Raw genomic sequence first — 17,610 nt, forward strand, 5'->3', positions numbered from 1 at the left:
AATTTCTCATCTTTAAGTCATCCTTAAGTGATTCTTAAGACTCACTGATTAGGCTCTCATTATCGCTTACAGCTAGGAAAGAAGCGGAATGGAAAAGAAGCCTATATTTGCCACCTTCGAGATAGTGACAGAATCGCATTCATTGAGAGCGGACGTGGAGCACTATATTGCCGAACGTTATCGCATCGCGTTTGATGCCACTATCACTGAGTTCATGCCTTACTTCTTCTGCGCATTAGATGAAGAAGGGAACATCTTATCGGTGTGTGGCTTTCGCACAGCAAACAACGAACGCTTGTTTCTTGAGCAGTATTTGCATCTTCCGGCTGAACAGCTTATCTCACAGCATTTTGGTGCGCGTGTTGAACGCAGCGCGCTGATTGAATTTGGTCAGCTCGCTTCATTTTCACGCGGGGTGTCGTTACAGCATTTCACCTACCTTTCCCGTTATCTGGTTGAGCAAGGATTTAGCTGGTGTATCTTCACCGCGACGGGGCCACTGCAAGCCATGATGAAACGATTTGGCTTGGCGCCCGTGTCGCTGGTAGATGCCGATTCAGCATGCATTGATAACGCTGAATCTGTGTGGGGGAGCTACTACCAAACACAACCTAAAGTGTCGGCGGGAAGCTTAGTCGCAGGGGCTAAGCAGCTTTCGCAGATTGACCTGAGAGCATCAAACACACATTTGGCTTCAAATACGGCCATGTACAAAACAGGGCTGGGGGTGTCCCATGGTTAATGTGTTAGCGCGCATCCGCCATTTTGCACAGACCACGCCGACCAAAACGGCGTTGGTCGGCCGTGACGCCATTGGTGTGATTGGTAACGTGGATTACTGCACCTTATGGCGCGACATTGAAACCTTGAGTGACACGCTTAAACAATGGAAGACCAAACGTATCGCGTTGCTTGCTGAGAACGGCATTGCCTGGGCGAAGGTTGATCTTGCTGCATTACTGGCACAGGTGACGGTTGTGCCCGTGCCGACGTTTTTCTCTCGTGAACAAGTTGCGCATCTCGTTGCGGAAGCGGATGTGGATTTGTTGGTGGGGGATTGGTCGACACTGGCTATTTCACCCCAAGGTGAACTGGCCGGATTACCCTGCTACTCGCGCCTTGCCGCCAACACATTGAGCAGCGATACGATAGCAAAGATAACGTTCACCTCGGGGTCAACCGGTTCGCCAAAAGGTGTGGCACTGAGCGCACAAACCATTGATGCGGTGACGCAATCTCTGGTTCAAGCCGTCAGCACACAAACTATGCCGTCTCGCCACCTTGTCGCGTTGCCGTTGTCCACACTGCTTGAAAATATCACGGGAATTTACGTGCCATTGTCACTGGGTGTTGAAACGGTGGTGTTAGAAGGATTCGAAGTGGGGCTTCGCGGATCAAGTGGCTTCTCACCGGATATTTTCGGCGCGGCGTTGGCACAATACCAACCAGAGAGCATGGTGGTGACGCCCATGTTGCTGTTGGCTTTGACAGAAATTGCCAGTGTGCAGCCAAGCATTACACAGCCTTTAACATTCATCGCCGTCGGTGGCGCGAAAGTGCCGGCGTCTTTGCACCACAAAGCGCAACAGCTTGGTCTGCCCGTGTTTGAAGGTTATGGGCTATCTGAATGTGGCTCGGTGGTCAGCCTCAATACGCCATTCGCACACCGCCAAGGCAGCGTGGGGAAACCGCTGTCACATTGCCGAGTCCGTATTGCCGATGACGGTGAAATCGTGGTGCAAGGCGCGGCGATGAATGGCTATATCCATGAAGCGATAGATTGCCAAAACGATGACATTCATACCGGGGATCTTGGCTACCTCGACGAAGAGGGTTACTTGTTTGTTTCAGGCCGCAAAAAGAACGTATTGATCACCGCGTTTGGACGCAATGTCAGCCCTGAATGGATTGAAGCAGAAGCCTTGGCTTACCCACATTTGCGTCAAATGGTGGTGCTTGGCGATGGCTGTGCCGTGTTGTCTGCGGTGGTGGCAAGTCATGACCATGAACAAACGCTTAACCAAATTGCACAACTTAATCGCCACCTACCGGATTATGCCGCCATCGGGCACGTTATTTTCACCCAATCTTTTCAGCATCAGGACAGTTTAATGACCGCGAATGGTCGACCGCGTCGTGATGTGTTTGCACAACAATTCTCTTGTTTTATCCCAAATAACCAATGCGTGAGCGTGGCGGATTTTTCCGTGACCAGTTGCTCCGATATTTCACTGACTTGAATACGTAGGGAAGCTATTGCCATGAACATGAATACTTCAAGCAACACGATGACAGGCAACAACAGACCGTTTTTTAACACACTGGAGCAGCAAACCTTGGCGGCACGAAATGCCATGTTAAGCGCCCCCATTTTTGAGGCGTGTCGAGCGGGCAATGTTGACCTGAATACTTACACCGCGTTTTTGGTGCAAGCTTTTCATCACGTTAAACACACCGTGCCTTTGCTGATGGCCTGTGGCTCGCGATTGCCAGAAAGCGATGAGTGGTTGCGTCAGGCCATTGGTGAGTACATTGAAGAAGAAAAAGGCCACCACGAGTGGATTCTCAACGACTTAAACCAGTGTGGGTTTGATGCCGAATTGGCTCGCTGTAACCAGGCAGAAGGTGCGGTGGGTTTACCCATTGAAATGATGGTTGCGTATCTCTACCACCAAATCGACAGACGCAATCCTATGGCCTTTTTTGGCATGGTTTGGGTGCTGGAAGGCACGAGTGTGTCCGTCGGTGGTGACATGGCTGCACTGGTGAAACACGGTTTGGGTTTGCCTGATGCGGCAATGAGCTATTTGACCTCACACAGCACATTGGATGTCGAACATATCGGCTTTTTTGAAACGCTAATGAACCAAGTGACGAACCCTGACGATCAGGCCGCCATTATTGACGGTGCTAACCGCGTGTTTGCACTGTATGGCCAAATGCTGTGTGAACTGCCGATTAAGCAACAAAGCCATGCTGCATAGCGTTTAGCCAATAGCGAATTGAAGAAGGGGACAAACATGAAACTGAATGGCAAACGTGTCTTGCTGACAGGCGCAACGGGTGGGATCGGAAAAGAGATCGCTGCTGCGCTCGCAAAGCAAGGTTGTGAACTTATCGTGGTGGGCAGAAAAGCGAGCCAACTGGCTGAACTGGTGGCAAACCTTGACGATTCATCGCGTCACCAATCTTTGATCGCAGACTTGGCGCGAACCGAAGGCCTTGACGCGGTATCGCAGTTTTGTGCCTCGCTTGATGTTGCGGGAAAGCCCGTCGATATCGTGATCAATAACGCGGGCTGTAACACCTTCCTGTATCTGCAAGATCGCGATCCAGCATCGGTAAAACGCGACGTTGAATTGAACCTGATCGCGCCCATTCTACTGAGCCAAAGTGCGCTTGGTTGGATGGCACAAGACGGGGTTATCCTGAATGTGGGCTCAACGTTCGGGGCGATTGGCTTTCCCTGTTACACCAGTTATTGCGCCGCAAAAGCAGGGTTACAACGCTTTAGTGAAGCACTCAGCCGCGAGCTTAATGGCACGGGTAGGCGCGTTCAGTACTTGGCTCCCAGAGCGACCAATACCTCGTTGAATGATGCGCGTGTGACTGAGATGAACGAAAAGCTAGGAAACAAAACTGACGAAGCGGCATTTGTGGCGGCGCAAGCTGTCGACATGCTCAAACAAGAGACATCAGTGAAATGGATCGGCTGGCCTGAAAAGTTATTTGTCAGGCTCAATCAGTTGTTTCCGTCTTTGGTGGGTTCTGCAATCAAAAAGCAGCATCAGACCATCACGGAATACGCGACAAAAACACGCTGCGAATAAGCAAACGGATAATTTTGAGGGAACGACGATGAACACAGGTATCAGCAAAACCATCAACACCATCTTAAAAACAACCACCAAATCATTGTTTGTTATGCTGGCAATGGCTGCGGGTTTTAACGTTGCCGCTGCAAATGCAGATGAAACGCTCAAAACAGTACAAAAACAGTGGGCAAAGTGCCAATACGACACCTTTAATAAAGAGAACAAAATCAGTTGCCTGAATTCTTTGATTGCAATGAATCAAGAAGAGTTGGACAGTGACCCATCACGTGACGATCTCAAAGTCTGGCTTGCCATCAACAAAAGCACGCTAGCCGGTGCGGAAGGCGGATTGGGTGCTTTGTCTTTGGTGAAAGAAGCTAAAGGTATGCTTGAAGAAGTGATTTCGTCAGACTCACAAGTGCTTGAAGGGTCTGCATACACCAGTTTGGGCTCACTGTATTATCAGGTGCCGGGGTGGCCAATTGGGTTTGGGGATGACGATGAAGCCGAGCTTATGTTGCAAAAAGCCCTCGTAATTAATCCAAAAGGTATCGATCCAAATTTCTTTTATGGTGACTTTCTAGCAAACAACGGCGACAAAGCACAAGCCATTGCCTTTTTGAAAAAAGCCCAAAAAGCCGCACCGAGAGAAGGGCGTGAATTGGCAGATCAAGGCCGACAACGTGAAATTGAGCGCAAGCTGAAGGAACTAGAATAACAATGCGAATTCTTTTGATTGAAGACGATCAAATGTTAGGTGAATCCATGGTGGCCTCGTTAAGCCGCCATGGATTCACCGTGGATTGGGTACAAAAAGGCGGCGGCGTAGAATTGCTGCTCAAAACGGAAAGCTTCACCGCGGTGATACTGGATTTAACCCTGCCAGATGTCGATGGCATCGACGTGCTCAAAAGACTGCGACAAGCCAAACACACCATACCTGTGATGATTCTGACAGCGCGAGATGACATAGAAGATCGCGTTGAAGGTCTAGACGGTGGTGCTGACGATTACATGGTGAAACCCTTTGCACTGGAAGAGCTGCTGGCGCGTCTGCGTGTGATGATCCGCCGTATTTCGGGTTATGTGGACACGAATATTGAACTGCACGGCGTGTCGGTGTCTCTGGCCAATAATCGTGTTGAGTTAAACGGCGAAGCGATCAAAGTCACACCCAATGAATTTAAGTTACTCACAACACTCATGACCCATGCAGGCCGCGTGATGAGCAAAGACCAATTGCAGCAAACCTTGCATGGCTGGGATGAAGGTGCGAGCGAAAATGCCTTAGAAGTCCACATTCATAATCTGCGGAAGAAAACGGGCGGTAATTTGATAAAAAACATTCGCGGTGTGGGATATATCATTGAAAAATAAAGCGCCTATTTCGATTAAACGAAACCTGATTTTTAGCGCTGCGGTATTAAGCAGCTTGCTGGTTCTGGGTTCATGGTTTTTCATGTATACTGAAACCCGTCATGAGATAGACGAAGTCTTTGATGCTCACCTTGGTCAATCCGCAAAAACATTGGCGCTCGCCGCGATGAGTTGGGGTAACAGTCCACCGAAAAAACTGGACGAGATTTATGCCGATTGGTTTTCTTCCATTAACAAAATGGCGGTGGATGAAGAAACGGCTACGCCTTATGGGCATCCGTACGAAAAAAAGGTGCTGTTCCAATATCTGTCTAACGGCAAGCTCGTCGGCAAAAGCGCCAATGCACCGGATGTATTTTTAGGCACCTTAAACGAAGCGGGCTATAAAGATGTGACGGTTGAAGGGGAACGTTGGCGTACCTTTCAATTGCCTTTTACGCCGCCTGGTGACACGTCACCGGCATTCACGATCCTCGTCGCTGAAAAGATAGGTATTCGAGAGGAACTGACAGCAGAAGTGGCGCTTTCTATCGGGCTTCCACAAATTCTATTGATCCCCTTCCTTGTTGCGTTAATTGTTTTGCTGGTTAATCGGTATTTTCGCCCGATTGAAGAACTACGAAAGCTGATTGCTTCGAAAAGCATTAATAACTTGCAGCGTATACGCGTTGAAAACCCCACGATTGAGCTTGAGCCATTGGTGAAACAGATTAACTTTTTGCTGGCGGAGTTGGAAAATGCGTGGAAGCGCGAAAGACGCTTGATCAGTACGGCGGCCCATGAATTAAAAACACCATTGGCCGTATTAAGGTTAAACGCTGAAAATGCGATTCAAAGTGTTGATGAAAAAGAGCGCAACAAAGATCTGAGCAGCATTTTGGCAGGCATTGATAGAACCGATAGGGTGATTCAACAACTCTTGGTGCTCTCTCGTGTGGAGCAGCAAAAAGACTTTGTCCTGCAGCCAATGGATCTTGTGAGCATGCTTCGTGAAGAGATCGCCAACTTAGTGCCTATTTCACTCAAGTATTCACAGACAATTTCTTTGGTTGGAGCCGAAAAAGCGTCGGTTAGCGCGCACCCCGTCATGCTTTCCATTTTGTTTGCCAACTTAATAGACAACGCCATTCGCTATTCAGGGCAAGGTTCCTCGATTACGGTAGACGTTGAGCTTCTTACTGATTCAAGCCAAGTGGCAGTGACGGTGTCGGATACGGGGATGGCGATGCCCGAAGACGTTCGCCAGCGTATTTTTGATAAGTTCTATCGCGGTCATTCTAACAAAGGGGATGGTGCAGGGCTGGGCATGTCTATTGTGAAAGACATTGCGCAGATCCACAGTGCGAATGTGCAGGTCAAAAGTGCAGGTGAAGGCGAGAGTGGCAATCAGTTTATCGTCGTGTTTGATCGTGTTTGATCGTGTTTGATCGTGTTTAGAGGGTAAATGCTGATCGTTAGCGCCAAAAAAAGGGCCTAAATGTCTTTAGGCCCTATCAGCAGTCGTTTTCAATACTTGGAGTATTTAATTACTTGTAGAAAACTTCTACTTTGCCTTTCAGCGTCATCAGAAGCGGTTGACCACGGCGGTCCAACGCTTTTGGTGATGGGAATTTCACCCAACCTTCGCTGATGCAGTATTCTTCAACGTCAAAGCGCTCTTTGCCGTTAAAGACAATACCGATTTCGTGTTCAAAACATTCGGCTACATGATGCGGGCTACGTGGATTGCCTGCAAGGCGATCTGGCAAAGCGGGTAGCGAGTTAGTGTCGTTCATGTTCGTGACCTGTAGTCAAAAAAAGTGCGTCATTGTAGTCAAGATAACGCCCGCGCTCAAGCAGCGAAAACAGTTACGTCGTATTGTCCAAAAATGCAGCTAGCTTGATGCTTAAAATGTTTGAAATGGCGGATATTTGGCTGATTACCTTTCACATTACCGCTTACAAGCACTCACATCAAAATGCGCAACTTACGCGTTTCCACTTAAGAATTCTCAGCTAAATACTCTTCTAAGCGATCTGACAGCCATGCTGTGAGTGCACCTGTGTGCCCATCCATCGAGGTGATTTGACCATAAGGTTGTAATTGCATCGCGCTGGAGTGGCGCAATACCTGCAATGTTCCGCTTCTTAAGTACTTTCTTAACAGCACCGATGGGACGTTTGACCAACCAGAACCGTCTAAAACAGCATCGCGTAAGTGCTCATAAAAGGGCAGGGCGATGTAGTGCGGCGAGATAGGGTCGAGGGCCTTTAGGCCTTCATCATCGACATACGCGAGCGTCACTTCGGTATAGCGTTCTAGATCTGCCCGCTGAACGCGTTTGAGTTTGGCGAGAGGGTGGTCTTTATGCACCACTGACATCATACGGATCTGCCCAAGCTTTTTAGAGCTGATGCGACCAAAGGCACGAGTTTCCGGTAGCAGACCAAAGGCAACATCGACCATGTTTTCATCGACCATTTCGTATAGCTCTGGCGGTGGTGCGACATATAGCGACACGCTGGAGTCAGGAAATAGCTGGTGGATTTCACGCATGGTGGCACGCCAGAACGCTTCGGGAATGGCATCGTCTCGACCAATTCGCAGCGCGGATTCAATGCCACTTTCGAATTGACGACACTTGGCACCGATATCATGGACGGCTTGCAGTACCCGTTCGCAATCGTCGTGGATCATGCGGCCTACGTTGGTGAGTGTCACGCTGTTACCAGAGCGGGACAACAGTTCTACTCCAAGGTTATCTTCCAATGCACTGATGGCTGCACTGACGGTGGTTCGGCTTTTTTCTAGCTCGCGAGCGGCTCCGGCAATGGAACCTGTTTCGACGGCGGTGAGGAACATTTCTATTTGGCTACTTCGCATTTTATGTCCATGTCGGCGCATGTAATCGGCAAATTGATTTTAACTCTAAATAAAAAGAAGAAAACCCCAGCGACCAAAAAGTTGTCGCTCAGTAACTCATGGATTGCCAAAAATGGCTGTATTGTGGTTATCAAAGCGCTATTGGAAGGCGCTGCAGTCAAATTTTTTGTCACTTGTGGGGATTTATGTCGTGTGAATATGCGAAAGAACGTAACTTACTGAAATTTTCTAGTTTTGCTTGTTTTTGCTTTGCTGCATTGGGTGTTGGGATCGGTCTTTGGGCTGGATCTATGGCGATAGTCTTTGATGGTGCTTACTCTTTGGTCAGCTTGTTTCTGTCATTGATGGCACTTGGCGCAACGGTTTACATTAGCAATGGCACAGCAAAAAACGGAAAATCAGGTCAGTGTGTTTCTGCGCAGAAAGCCGCGGTTATTGAATCATTGGTGGTTTTGATTAAAGGTCTCGCCGTATCAGTGGTCTGTGTGGTGTCGTTTGCATCTGCCTTTGAAGCAATGTTTAACGGTGGCCGTGAAGTAAACGCAGGTTTTGCGCTGATTTTTGGTGTGGTGAATCTTGTTGCGTGTATGGCGTGTTATTACATCGTCAAAAAACACTCAGGCAAAAACGCGTCGACGATTTTGAAGGCGGAAACCAGTCAGTGGCTGATGGATACCGTTATTAGTGCGGCCGTTCTGGTCGGCTTTATCGTGGCGGCGGCTTTGATGGAGGCCGGTTTCACTGAGTATGCAATGTATGCAGACCCAATCATGGTCATTTTGGCTTCTGTCTATTTTGCTACCGTACCTGTGAAAATGGTGGGTGATTCAACGAAACGTTTGTGGAGCATCTATCAGCAACAAGATAGCGTTTCTGGTCATCGTGTATTGGCTTGAAAGCACCGCAATTAATCGACTGACATTTCAGGAAAGGGGCAGCTCGATGAGCTGTCCCTTTTTTTGTCTGATGTATTCACCTGTGCTCTCTCAGATCACCGAGCATTTGCAGTTAAGACGGAAAAATTAGTGCTTATTTGTTGATAGCCGCTCTGCAAGTAGTTCAATCCAATGTTTAACAGGCACATCGCTGCCTGATGATAGGTGAAGTTGGCAGCCAATGTTCGCGGTCACGATAACCTCGGGGCTGTCACCTTGCAGTGCTTCGAGTTTTCGTTTCAACAGCGTTTGACTCAGCTCAGGTTGTAACAACGAATACGCGCCCGCAGACCCGCAACATAAGTGATCTTCTTGAGTTTTCGTTTGGATCACGCCCAGTTGCGACAGTGTTTTGTATAAATTGTCTTTACGGTCGATACCGTGTTGTAGTGAACATGGGAAATGCACTGCAGCGCGTTGGTCACTTTTCTTGAGTGGTAAACGGCTCAAATCTTCTTGCGCCAAGATGTCGCTTAGATCTTTGGCAATGGCAGCCACCGCATTCGCTTTATCTAGATACGCCGCTTCATCGCTTAATAGCTCTGGGTATTCTTTAATGGAAATCCCACAGCCAGAAGCGGAAATGACAATGGCCTCTGCGCCATTTTCAATGTGTGGCCACCATACATCGATATTTCGTTTGGCTTGTTCGATGGCACGTTGGTGTTCCGCAAGATGAAGGTTCATCGCGCCACAACAGGTTTCTTTGTTGATGGTGATAAGCTCAATGCCAAGGTGGCTCAATACGGCTCTTGCCGCGGCCAATGTGTTTGGGGTGAGCGCCTGTTGCACACAGCCTTTAAAACCAATCATGGTTCGGTGTGCTTTTGTTGTTGAAATTGGCTTGGGTAAATGTAATGCGGAGACGCTGGCATAGCGCTTGTGAGTCTGCGCCATGGGTAGCTTTTTCTGCAAGGCTTTGGGTAAAAGAAGTCTAAAGGTTCGAGCAAGTGTCATGCTCATACTAACCAATAGAGAATGTGGGAAAACGCGGGTAAGGATGAATCGATACAGTTTTTCTTTTGCTGTTCTCGGGACTTTCTTTTCAAGTTGCTGTCGGCCGATATCAAGAAGTTGGCCGTATTTTACGCCGGATGGGCAGGTGGTCTCACAGCTTCTGCATGTTAGGCAGCGATCGAGATGCCGTTGTGTGTTTTCGGTGACTTCGCCCCCTTCAAGCATCTGCTTTATCAAATAAATGCGACCGCGTGGTCCGTCTCTTTCATCACTGAGTTCTTGATAGGTAGGACAGGTAGCATTGCAGAACCCGCAGTGTACACAGCGTCGCAGTATGTCTTCGGCTTTTTGTCCTTCTTTTGATTTTAGAAACGTACTGTCGAGGTTCGTTTTCATCGTGAATTCTCTCCAAGCCAAGAATACATGCGACCGGGATTGAATAGGCTTTGCGGATCAAAAGCGGCTTTGAGTGCTTGATGCAGTCGTTGATGCGTCGGTGATAACGGATGAAAGCAGGGCTGTTGTCTGTTTTCATTGCTATAGCAAGCAACGTGTCCGCCGTGTGCCTCTGCGAGCGGGACTAATGCATCGAGTGTTGCGTCTATTTTTACCCAACGAATATTACCCGCCCAATTGATCAAGCTGTGTTCATATTGCGCCAAATGCGGTGTGGCCGGATTAATCGAAAACCGATAAAGCTTGCCACTGTTGCTAAAAAACGGATGACGAAAATTACGAATTGATCGCCAGAATAGCGATTGATGTTGCAGTGTTTCACCGCCGATTTCTTGCGCGGTGCTTCGCACCGTTTGTTCTGAACCAGCAAGACGAAGATACAAACAGCCTTCCACCCATGCAGCGCCAGAAAGCGGGTAACCTTTGGCGACAAGGCTTCGCATTTTTGTGATGGCTTGCTGAGCATCCATGTGACATTGCAAGGTTTCTACCTGCTCGGGTTTTGGCATGACGCGAAGACTGACTTCCGTAACAATACCCAATGCACCCATGGCGCCAGCTTGAAGGCGTGACAGATCGTAACCCGCCACATTCTTCATGACCTGACCGCCAAATCGAAGATGTTCGCCAAGGCCGTTGATCAGTTTTACGCCAAGAATGGCATCGCGCAGTGACCCATGAAAAGGGCGAGAAGCGCCATTGATGTTACAGGCGAGTGAGCCGCCTAACGTTGCCTTTCCTTCAAATGCAGGCGGCTCGCCAACCAGCATTTGGTTGTATTCAGCGAGTACAGATTGCAACTCGGCGATGCGCGTGCCGGATCGTGCGGTGATCACCATTTCACTCGGGTGATAAGCAATGATGCCATTATGGTTGGTCAATGAAACGGGCTGGCCGACCGCTTCACGACCCATGAAGTGTTTTGTATTGCCACCAATCAGATTGAGAGGCGTGTTGCTGGCTTTTGCATCTAAGACTTGTTCAATGAGGGAGTGCGTGACATCAGCCATTGGGGGCGCCTCCCTTTTCTTGCTTAGATTGGCTGCGCTTCATTATCGTGTGTTCTTGGCAATGCTTGGGCGTAGGAATGCCTTTTCCGGGATTTAGCAGGCTGTCAGTGTCAAACGCGGCTTTCACGCGCAGAAACTGAGCGAGTTCGGCATCGTTAAATTGCTCATACATTTGATCGATCTTTTCCATCCCGACACCATGTTCTCCGGTTATGCATCCTCCGGCTTCGACGCAAATTCGCAAAATCTCTGCACCAAAGGCCTCAGTTTTTTCTAGCTCGCCCGGTACGTTTGCATCAAACAAGATCAAGGGATGAAGATTCCCGTCGCCGGCGTGGAACACGTTCGCGACGCGTAAATCATAGTGTTGGGATAAACGGTGAATTTCGGTTAAAACAGGCGCTAATTGACGGCGCGGAATGGTGCCATCCATGCAGTAATAATCGGGAGAAAGTCTCCCAACTGCGGGAAAGGCAGATTTCCTGCCTTTCCACATGAGTGCACGTTCAGCGTCGCTGTTGGAAACCTTTAATGATGTCGCGCCGGCTTTGTCTAAGATGGACTGTGTAACAGTCAACTGATGGTTCACATCGTCAGCATTACCATCAAGCTCACACAGCAAAAGAGCGTGTGCATCTTTGGGATAACCGGCATGAGCAAAATCTTCTGCGGCTTGAATGGCATAGCTGTCCATCATTTCTAAACCAGCAGGAATAATGCCTTGGGAAATGATGTCGTTGACGGCGTTGGCGGCATTCTCGACGTTGTCGAACCCTGCGACGATCACTCGTGCCAGCTCGGGGATGGGTAAGAGTCGGACGGTGATTTCTGTCACCACACCTAACATACCTTCAGAACCTGTCATCAAAGCAAGAAAATCAAACCCTGCAATGTCTGCGCTTTTGTCGCCAACGGACAAACGCGCTCCCTGTGCTGTCACAACAACCAAGGAGATAATGTTGTGTACGGTAAGGCCATATTTGAGGCAGTGCACGCCACCTGCATTTTCCGCGACATTACCGCCAATCGAGCAGGCGATTTGTGAGGAAGGATCGGGCGCGTAGTAAAGACCATAATCGGAAGCAAATTCTGATATCGCCAAGTTACGAACGCCGGGTTGGACAACCGCGAGGCCACTTTTTATGTCGATATTAAGGATGCTGTTTAGCCTAGCAAGAGAGAGCACAATGCCGCCTTCGATCGGAAGCGCACCGGCTGAAAGGCCTGTTCCGGCGCCGCGCGCCACAACGGTGATCTGGTATTGGCTACAAAGCGCCATGATGGCCATGACTTCTTCCGTTGAAGCGGGAAGCACCACGCAGGTGGGTAGCGAACAATAGACAGACAACCCATCACACTCATACGGGTGGAGTGTTTCCTTATCTACAATGATGTGCTCACTGCCGACGATGCGCTCAAGCGCGTCGAAAATTGCTGCTTCCATGCATGTCTCCCGTTGTGTATGTATTCGGATGTTAAAACGTTAGTCGATCCTGTTACCTTGGCGCGGACAATCCCTACACTGCTCGGTAAAAGTGTGGAGCATGTAGCTTATTCACCGCAACGCAATACAGAATTGCTGTCAGCGAACCAACCGAGTATGGGTGATAGCGTTGTGTATGATTCCTCGGTATCGTTCTGGCTTAACACGTTAATTCATATTGGATTTCCACGGTGAAGCGCTGTATGGTTTCTGTTCGCTAACGGAGGGATTATGGATAGCCTAAAACTGAAACTGCCACCTTTGCTTCAAGTCATTATTGTGATGTTACTAATGAAAATCATCGCTTCGGCGACTCCCGCCATTAGCTTTTTACTGCCTGTTTCTAAGCCCTTATTTGTATTGCTGGTCGTGTTAGGTGGGGTATTTGCTGTAGCCGGTGTTGTTGCATTTCGTCAGCATCAAACCACGGTAAATCCAACGCTGAAAACGGAATCTACTTCATTGGTGCAATCGGGTGTTTATCGTATTACACGTAACCCAATGTATGTGGGTTTCTTGCTTTTGCTCGTGGCGAGTGCTTTCTATTTTGCTAACCCGTACACCTTACTAGGTTGCGTACTGTTCGTGCTTTATATGAACAAGTTTCAGATTGAGCCGGAAGAAGACTATCTGGCAAGCCAATTTCCTGATGAATACCCTGCTTATAAAGAGAAAGTTCGCCGCTGGCTTTGAAGCATTTTCACGTCATTTGGTTGCGCTAAAGTGAGATCTATATGTTTCATTTAGCGAGTAGTGCGAAGAAAAAGACAACATGCGTGTTTATGTTCGATAAACTCAAGGTATCTGAGATGGAAACCCACAACTAAGTCAAATGCTTGCCATACCTGTTCCTTTCGTTGTGTCACTGCTGCTTGTGATTGCCGCCATGCTTTTGTATTTAAAGCTGGGGCAATCCGGTATGAAATCGATCCTGTTCGCGCTTCTTTGTGCCATTTGTACGTCGGTAGTTGGACTACGTTGGACGTTTGACCTCCAAATGCTGAGATTTATTCAGCCTATTTTGGCATCGATTCTGCCAGTTGCTGCGTGGTATTGTTTTGCGAGAGCGCATCATATACAGCCGCCATCTCGTTGGCATTGGTGTTGGCCTTTTGTCATCGCGGCTTGTTCGTTTAATTATCAAATTTGGCCGCAAGCAACTGATATCGTCTTAATTGCTTTATATGTGGGTTACGGCGGTGCATTGATACGTTCTTCTTTCACAATGCCGGAAGAGGTGCGCTTATCAAATGTCGAAAGAGTCATCATGGCGGAACGAACGGCAGGGGCAATGCTGCTTTTCTCTGCTTTTATTGATAGCGCGTTGTCGTTTGATTTCGTGGTCTATAACGGCGACCACGCGGCATTCATTATTTCACTGTCATACCTTGTTTTGATCCCTATGGTGGTTATCGCAGTGGCGATTGTTGGTTTCAGTACGCTGCAAAACCACACAGAGACGACGAGCGAATCAACACGCATTTTGGTCAGTGACGCCGATAGACAAACGCCCGAATCACCCACACAGAGCAAATCTCAAATGTCAGATCAAGATGCTACCGATATCATGAACAAGCTTGATGTGTTGATGATAGAAAAGGCATCATTTCGAGATCCTGACATCACGTTAAGTCGTTTATCCCGGCAGCTTGGGATACCAGCCAAACAGGTTTCTATCGCAGTGAATCAAATTCGTGGTGAGAATATTTCTAAAGTTATCAATGCTTATCGCATTGAACATGCAAAGGTGTTGTTATCAACAACAGAAGACAGCATTACGGATATCTATCTTGCCTCTGGATTTCAGACTAAATCAAATTTTAATCGAGAGTTTCTTCGCGTGACGAGTCAAACGCCAAGTGCCTTTAGAGCCTTATCGGAATCGCCGTCTTAGTTATCGCGCACGGCTGGGGTGACTGCCGAGTTAAAAAACTGCGTAATATCCGTGAATATTTGGTCGTGTAGCGTATTTCTGTCTGTACCAACTCCGTCCTTACATACCACACCATCACCGGGCCGTTCCTCTTCTAATATTTGGTTTGCTCCGGGTTTACACAACTGCATAAAACTGAAATGGGTCGCTTGCTCAAAAACTTTATAACGGCGGTTGAGCAAGGGAATGTGTTCGGCAAGATAGCCTGACTCCAATGCTTGCGGCAAATCTCCAATATCAATACCCGCTGCCAGAATAAGTACCGGTGTATTGATGGTATTTAGACTCGCTGTCGAGAAACTGCGGGCAAGGCCGAGGTCAAGAATAACAACGTGTTTGAACCTATCATCGGAAAAGTCGCTGGATGTTGGCTCGGCCATTTGTGAAGACTGCAATCCAAGCTCTGTTGCCAGCCCACAAGTCCGTGGGTTTGGAAATAAAAGACACTGTTTTTGGAAGGTGTCTCGGTCGAATTTCGCGCCCACTAACTGCGCAACACTCCAGCCCCCTAATGAGTGTCCAACAGCCGATATGTTGTTGGCATCAATGACACGATTCCAGCGCTCATCGCCTAACAAAAAGTCCAACACTCGTGTTAAATCGCGAGGACGTTGCCACCATTGTTCAGCTTGATGGGGAGAAAGATCAAAAGTGGTGGTGCCGGGGTGATCAGGGGCGGCGACGATGTAACCCTTTTTGACCAGATCGTTTGCCAGCCAGTTGAGATTCCGCCAACTGCCACGGTATCCGTGTGACAACAAGACGACGGGGTGTTGGGCCTGATTCACTATTGCATTCTTCACAACAGGGGTGCCTTGAAATGCAATGTTGTCTGCGACCAATGCGGCTGGAGAGATGTCAATTGTTGGATACCAAAGCGTGACATTTAACGGGCGATGGGGATCATCTTCAAGTTGAAATTGAGTGAATCCGACGGTATTTGCCAACGCATTGAAAGAAAGAAAGAGCAGTAGCAGAGAGGCGATAGGGTTCATGTTGTCATTCCTTGTCAGAAGATGGTATCGAGTACGGTTTCGTATAATATTCCCTCAAACCCAGTATTGATGCGGCTTAAAACCGGATCGAGGACGACCTAAAACCGATTCGAGTACCTATTACACGCAATTTTCACCTTTCCTTTTCTTTCTTCACTCAAGTATTCCAATCCTGAGATTTAATGATACTGTATATAAAAACAGTTAAGCTAGGTGTCTTCGATGCTCACATCTCTTTCGATTGCTAACTATCGATCTATCATGTCTCTTACTCTTCCCCTTGGGGCGTTGAACCTGATAACAGGACCTAACGGCAGTGGTAAATCGAACCTTTATAAAGCGCTTCGTTTACTGGCCAAAACGGCCTCTGGTGGCGTGATCAATTCACTGGCGGAAGAAGGTGGTTTGCACTCAACCTATTGGGCGGGGCCAGAAACGATCTCTGACGCGATGAGGCGCGGTGATGTTGAGGTTCAAGGCACTAAGCGAAACAATGTGATGAGGCTTAAGCTGGGGTTTGCCAGTGACACCTTTGGTTATGCGATCTCGTTGGGGCTTCCTGCACCACAGCAATCCGCATTTGCGTTTGACCCTGAAATTAAACACGAATGCATTTTTAACGGTGACTATTATCGACCGGCAAGTTCGTTGGTTGAGCGTAAAGGGGGCGTCGTTAAGATCCGTCAAGGCAGGCAGTGGGAAGTGATTTCTCAACACATTCCTAATTACGACAGTCTGTTTGACTCTCATGCCGACCCGGCGTCGGCAGCGGAAGTTTTCCATGTTCGAGAAATGATTCGAAGCTGGCGTTTTTATGATCATTTCCGTACTGACAGCGATGCCCCTGCACGAAAACCACAGCTCGGCACACGTACGCCTGTGTTACATCACGATGGTCGAGACTTGGCAGCTGCGCTACAAACTATTATCGAAATTGGTGACAATGAAGCGTTAGATCACGCCATAGAAGACGCCTTTCCCGGTTGTAAGCTGCGTGTTGTCACCAAAGACGATGGCCGTTTCTCGTTGGAATTTTTCCAAAAGGGTTTATTGCGACCATTAACGGGCGCAGAGCTTTCTGATGGAACGTTGCGATTTGTGTTGTGGATAGCGGCACTGCTTACGCCAAGGCCGCCTGCGTTGATGGTACTGAATGAGCCGGAAACCAGTTTGCATCCTGATCTATTGCCCGCTTTGGCGCGTTTGATTGGTCATGCTTCACAGCACTCCCAGATTTGGGTGATCTCTCATGCAAATCGACTTATCAATGCACTGAATGAACATCCCGATTGCCATTCCATCGCGCTGGAAAAAGTGTTGGGCCAAACGGAAGTGCAAGGTCAAGGAATGCTAGATGGACCGAATTGGAATTGGCCTGAATAGATCAGAATATCGAGTGGGATTGGAAAAAGTGACAAAAAATCGTGATAAATGTCTCTTTAAAATTGTCAGCTAACTCCTTTCGTTTCAAAGGAAAAGATCAGGTGTCAAAATTAATGCCCAAAAACGTATGCAATTCTGTATGTGGAAGTGAAAATTTGTGCCTATAATTAATCCGCTGAGACGATTTTAGGATGAGCGTGCTGTAAACATGTTTGCATATTAAGTGTGATGTGTTCATCGCTACACGATGAAAAGGAAAACCACCATGCGGGTTCCATTTATTATCAAACTTTTGTTTCCAATTTTGCTGCTGATGGGCTTGATGATCAGCCCTGTGCTTTATGCTTTTTAGCTAGCGTGGATTCGATTAGGAAAAACAGCCACCTTTTTAGGTGGCTGTTTT

17 protein-coding genes are annotated in these 17,610 nt (G+C 48.1%); 11 read left to right on the forward strand and 6 right to left on the reverse strand.

Annotation, left to right across the window (positions count from 1 at the left end):
• Nucleotides 1-88: 88 nt before the first annotated feature.
• Genes A1OO_RS14105 through A1OO_RS14135 form a run of 7 tightly spaced genes read left to right on the forward strand, consistent with a single transcriptional unit; the run spans nucleotide 89 to nucleotide 6,609 of the window.
• Entirely contained in the window at nucleotides 89-742 is a 654-nt protein-coding gene (locus A1OO_RS14105; protein ID WP_017003394.1) for a thermostable hemolysin, read from the forward strand.
• Nucleotides 735-2,240 carry an AMP-binding protein gene (locus A1OO_RS14110; protein WP_017003395.1) on the forward strand — a complete coding sequence of 502 codons (1,506 nt, stop codon included), beginning with the start codon at nucleotides 735-737 and terminating at the stop codon, nucleotides 2,238-2,240. Before A1OO_RS14105 ends, A1OO_RS14110 begins: the two co-directional genes overlap by 8 nt.
• A gap of 48 nt (nucleotides 2,241-2,288) precedes the next feature.
• Nucleotides 2,289-2,984, forward strand: a complete 696-nt coding sequence (locus tag A1OO_RS14115; RefSeq protein WP_026023867.1) for a TenA family transcriptional regulator — start codon at nucleotides 2,289-2,291, stop codon at nucleotides 2,982-2,984.
• A gap of 36 nt (nucleotides 2,985-3,020) precedes the next feature.
• Nucleotides 3,021-3,830: an SDR family oxidoreductase gene (locus A1OO_RS14120; protein WP_017003397.1), complete on the forward strand. Its 810-nt coding sequence runs from the start codon at nucleotides 3,021-3,023 to the stop codon at nucleotides 3,828-3,830.
• Nucleotides 3,831-3,858: 28 nt separating this feature from the next.
• A complete protein-coding gene (locus A1OO_RS14125; RefSeq protein WP_017003398.1) occupies nucleotides 3,859-4,533 on the forward strand; it encodes a hypothetical protein in 675 nt (224 codons plus the stop codon).
• A gap of 2 nt (nucleotides 4,534-4,535) precedes the next feature.
• Entirely contained in the window at nucleotides 4,536-5,192 is a 657-nt protein-coding gene (locus A1OO_RS14130; RefSeq protein ID WP_017003399.1) for a response regulator, read from the forward strand.
• Nucleotides 5,182-6,609, forward strand: coding sequence for a sensor histidine kinase (locus A1OO_RS14135; protein ID WP_017003400.1), 1,428 nt, complete (start codon nucleotides 5,182-5,184; stop codon nucleotides 6,607-6,609). Before A1OO_RS14130 ends, A1OO_RS14135 begins: the two co-directional genes overlap by 11 nt.
• 109 nt (nucleotides 6,610-6,718) lie before the next feature.
• Here the strand turns inward: A1OO_RS14135 and A1OO_RS14140 are convergent, their stop codons facing one another.
• A complete protein-coding gene (locus tag A1OO_RS14140) occupies nucleotides 6,719-6,967 on the reverse strand; it encodes a DUF3297 family protein (RefSeq protein ID WP_017003401.1) in 249 nt (82 codons plus the stop codon).
• Nucleotides 6,968-7,173: 206 nt separating this feature from the next.
• The gene (locus A1OO_RS14145; RefSeq protein WP_016958537.1) at nucleotides 7,174-8,055 is read right to left on the reverse strand and encodes a LysR family transcriptional regulator; all 882 of its coding nucleotides are present in this window, start codon (nucleotides 8,053-8,055) and stop codon (nucleotides 7,174-7,176) included.
• A gap of 185 nt (nucleotides 8,056-8,240) precedes the next feature.
• Between A1OO_RS14145 and A1OO_RS14150 the strand changes: the two genes are divergently transcribed.
• On the forward strand, nucleotides 8,241-8,951 hold the full coding sequence (locus A1OO_RS14150) for a cation transporter (protein ID WP_017003402.1): 711 nt from the start codon (nucleotides 8,241-8,243) through the stop codon (nucleotides 8,949-8,951).
• Between the two features lie 126 nt (nucleotides 8,952-9,077).
• On the opposite strand, the gene glcF is transcribed toward A1OO_RS14150, so the two are convergent.
• From glcF to A1OO_RS14165, 3 genes are read right to left on the reverse strand one after another with little or no spacing between them, the layout of a single operon-like run.
• Nucleotides 9,078-10,343, reverse strand: coding sequence for a glycolate oxidase subunit GlcF (gene glcF, locus A1OO_RS14155; RefSeq protein ID WP_017003403.1), 1,266 nt, complete (start codon nucleotides 10,341-10,343; stop codon nucleotides 9,078-9,080).
• Nucleotides 10,340-11,413, reverse strand: a complete 1,074-nt coding sequence (gene glcE, locus A1OO_RS14160) for a glycolate oxidase subunit GlcE (RefSeq protein WP_017003404.1) — start codon at nucleotides 11,411-11,413, stop codon at nucleotides 10,340-10,342. Before glcE ends, glcF begins: the two co-directional genes overlap by 4 nt.
• A complete protein-coding gene (locus tag A1OO_RS14165) occupies nucleotides 11,406-12,857 on the reverse strand; it encodes an FAD-linked oxidase C-terminal domain-containing protein (RefSeq protein ID WP_017003405.1) in 1,452 nt (483 codons plus the stop codon). Before A1OO_RS14165 ends, glcE begins: the two co-directional genes overlap by 8 nt.
• A 270-nt stretch (nucleotides 12,858-13,127) precedes the next feature.
• On the opposite strand from A1OO_RS14165, the gene A1OO_RS14170 reads away from it, so the two are divergent.
• Together A1OO_RS14170 and A1OO_RS14175 are read left to right on the forward strand one after the other, a co-directional pair.
• A complete protein-coding gene (locus A1OO_RS14170; RefSeq protein ID WP_016958543.1) occupies nucleotides 13,128-13,589 on the forward strand; it encodes a methyltransferase family protein in 462 nt (153 codons plus the stop codon).
• Between the two features lie 139 nt (nucleotides 13,590-13,728).
• The gene (locus A1OO_RS14175) at nucleotides 13,729-14,790 is read left to right on the forward strand and encodes a helix-turn-helix domain-containing protein (protein WP_016958544.1); all 1,062 of its coding nucleotides are present in this window, start codon (nucleotides 13,729-13,731) and stop codon (nucleotides 14,788-14,790) included.
• On the opposite strand, the gene A1OO_RS14180 is transcribed toward A1OO_RS14175, so the two are convergent.
• Nucleotides 14,787-15,824: an alpha/beta hydrolase family protein gene (locus tag A1OO_RS14180; RefSeq protein WP_017003406.1), complete on the reverse strand. Its 1,038-nt coding sequence runs from the start codon at nucleotides 15,822-15,824 to the stop codon at nucleotides 14,787-14,789. The two genes, A1OO_RS14175 and A1OO_RS14180, sit on opposite strands and share 4 nt — an antisense overlap.
• A 222-nt stretch (nucleotides 15,825-16,046) precedes the next feature.
• On the opposite strand from A1OO_RS14180, the gene A1OO_RS14185 reads away from it, so the two are divergent.
• Entirely contained in the window at nucleotides 16,047-17,207 is a 1,161-nt protein-coding gene (locus A1OO_RS14185; RefSeq protein ID WP_017003407.1) for an AAA family ATPase, read from the forward strand.
• Nucleotides 17,208-17,610 lie beyond the last annotated feature (403 nt).

Origin of the sequence: Enterovibrio norvegicus FF-33, from assembly GCF_000286835.2 — a bacterium.
Taxonomy (GTDB): domain Bacteria; phylum Pseudomonadota; class Gammaproteobacteria; order Enterobacterales; family Vibrionaceae; genus Enterovibrio; species Enterovibrio norvegicus_A.

Excerpts from the sequence above, each read along its gene's own strand:
- glcE (WP_017003404.1), bottom strand. The coding sequence starts at position 11,413 with ATGGCTGATGTCACGCACTCCCTCATTGAACAAGTCTTAGATGCAAAA.
- A1OO_RS14150 (WP_017003402.1), top strand. The coding sequence starts at position 8,241 with ATGTCGTGTGAATATGCGAAAGAACGTAACTTACTGAAATTTTCTAGT.
- A1OO_RS14175 (WP_016958544.1), top strand. The coding sequence starts at position 13,729 with ATGCTTGCCATACCTGTTCCTTTCGTTGTGTCACTGCTGCTTGTGATT.
- A1OO_RS14170 (WP_016958543.1), top strand. The coding sequence starts at position 13,128 with ATGGATAGCCTAAAACTGAAACTGCCACCTTTGCTTCAAGTCATTATT.
- A1OO_RS14130 (WP_017003399.1), top strand. The coding sequence starts at position 4,536 with ATGCGAATTCTTTTGATTGAAGACGATCAAATGTTAGGTGAATCCATG.
- A1OO_RS14115 (WP_026023867.1), top strand. The coding sequence starts at position 2,289 with ATGACAGGCAACAACAGACCGTTTTTTAACACACTGGAGCAGCAAACC.
- A1OO_RS14120 (WP_017003397.1), top strand. The coding sequence starts at position 3,021 with ATGAAACTGAATGGCAAACGTGTCTTGCTGACAGGCGCAACGGGTGGG.
- A1OO_RS14145 (WP_016958537.1), bottom strand. The coding sequence starts at position 8,055 with ATGCGAAGTAGCCAAATAGAAATGTTCCTCACCGCCGTCGAAACAGGT.
- A1OO_RS14140 (WP_017003401.1), bottom strand. The coding sequence starts at position 6,967 with ATGAACGACACTAACTCGCTACCCGCTTTGCCAGATCGCCTTGCAGGC.
- A1OO_RS14185 (WP_017003407.1), top strand. The coding sequence starts at position 16,047 with ATGCTCACATCTCTTTCGATTGCTAACTATCGATCTATCATGTCTCTT.
- A1OO_RS14165 (WP_017003405.1), bottom strand. The coding sequence starts at position 12,857 with ATGGAAGCAGCAATTTTCGACGCGCTTGAGCGCATCGTCGGCAGTGAG.
- A1OO_RS14180 (WP_017003406.1), bottom strand. The coding sequence starts at position 15,824 with ATGAACCCTATCGCCTCTCTGCTACTGCTCTTTCTTTCTTTCAATGCG.
- A1OO_RS14105 (WP_017003394.1), top strand. The coding sequence starts at position 89 with ATGGAAAAGAAGCCTATATTTGCCACCTTCGAGATAGTGACAGAATCG.
- A1OO_RS14110 (WP_017003395.1), top strand. The coding sequence starts at position 735 with ATGGTTAATGTGTTAGCGCGCATCCGCCATTTTGCACAGACCACGCCG.
- A1OO_RS14125 (WP_017003398.1), top strand. The coding sequence starts at position 3,859 with ATGAACACAGGTATCAGCAAAACCATCAACACCATCTTAAAAACAACC.
- glcF (WP_017003403.1), bottom strand. The coding sequence starts at position 10,343 with ATGAAAACGAACCTCGACAGTACGTTTCTAAAATCAAAAGAAGGACAA.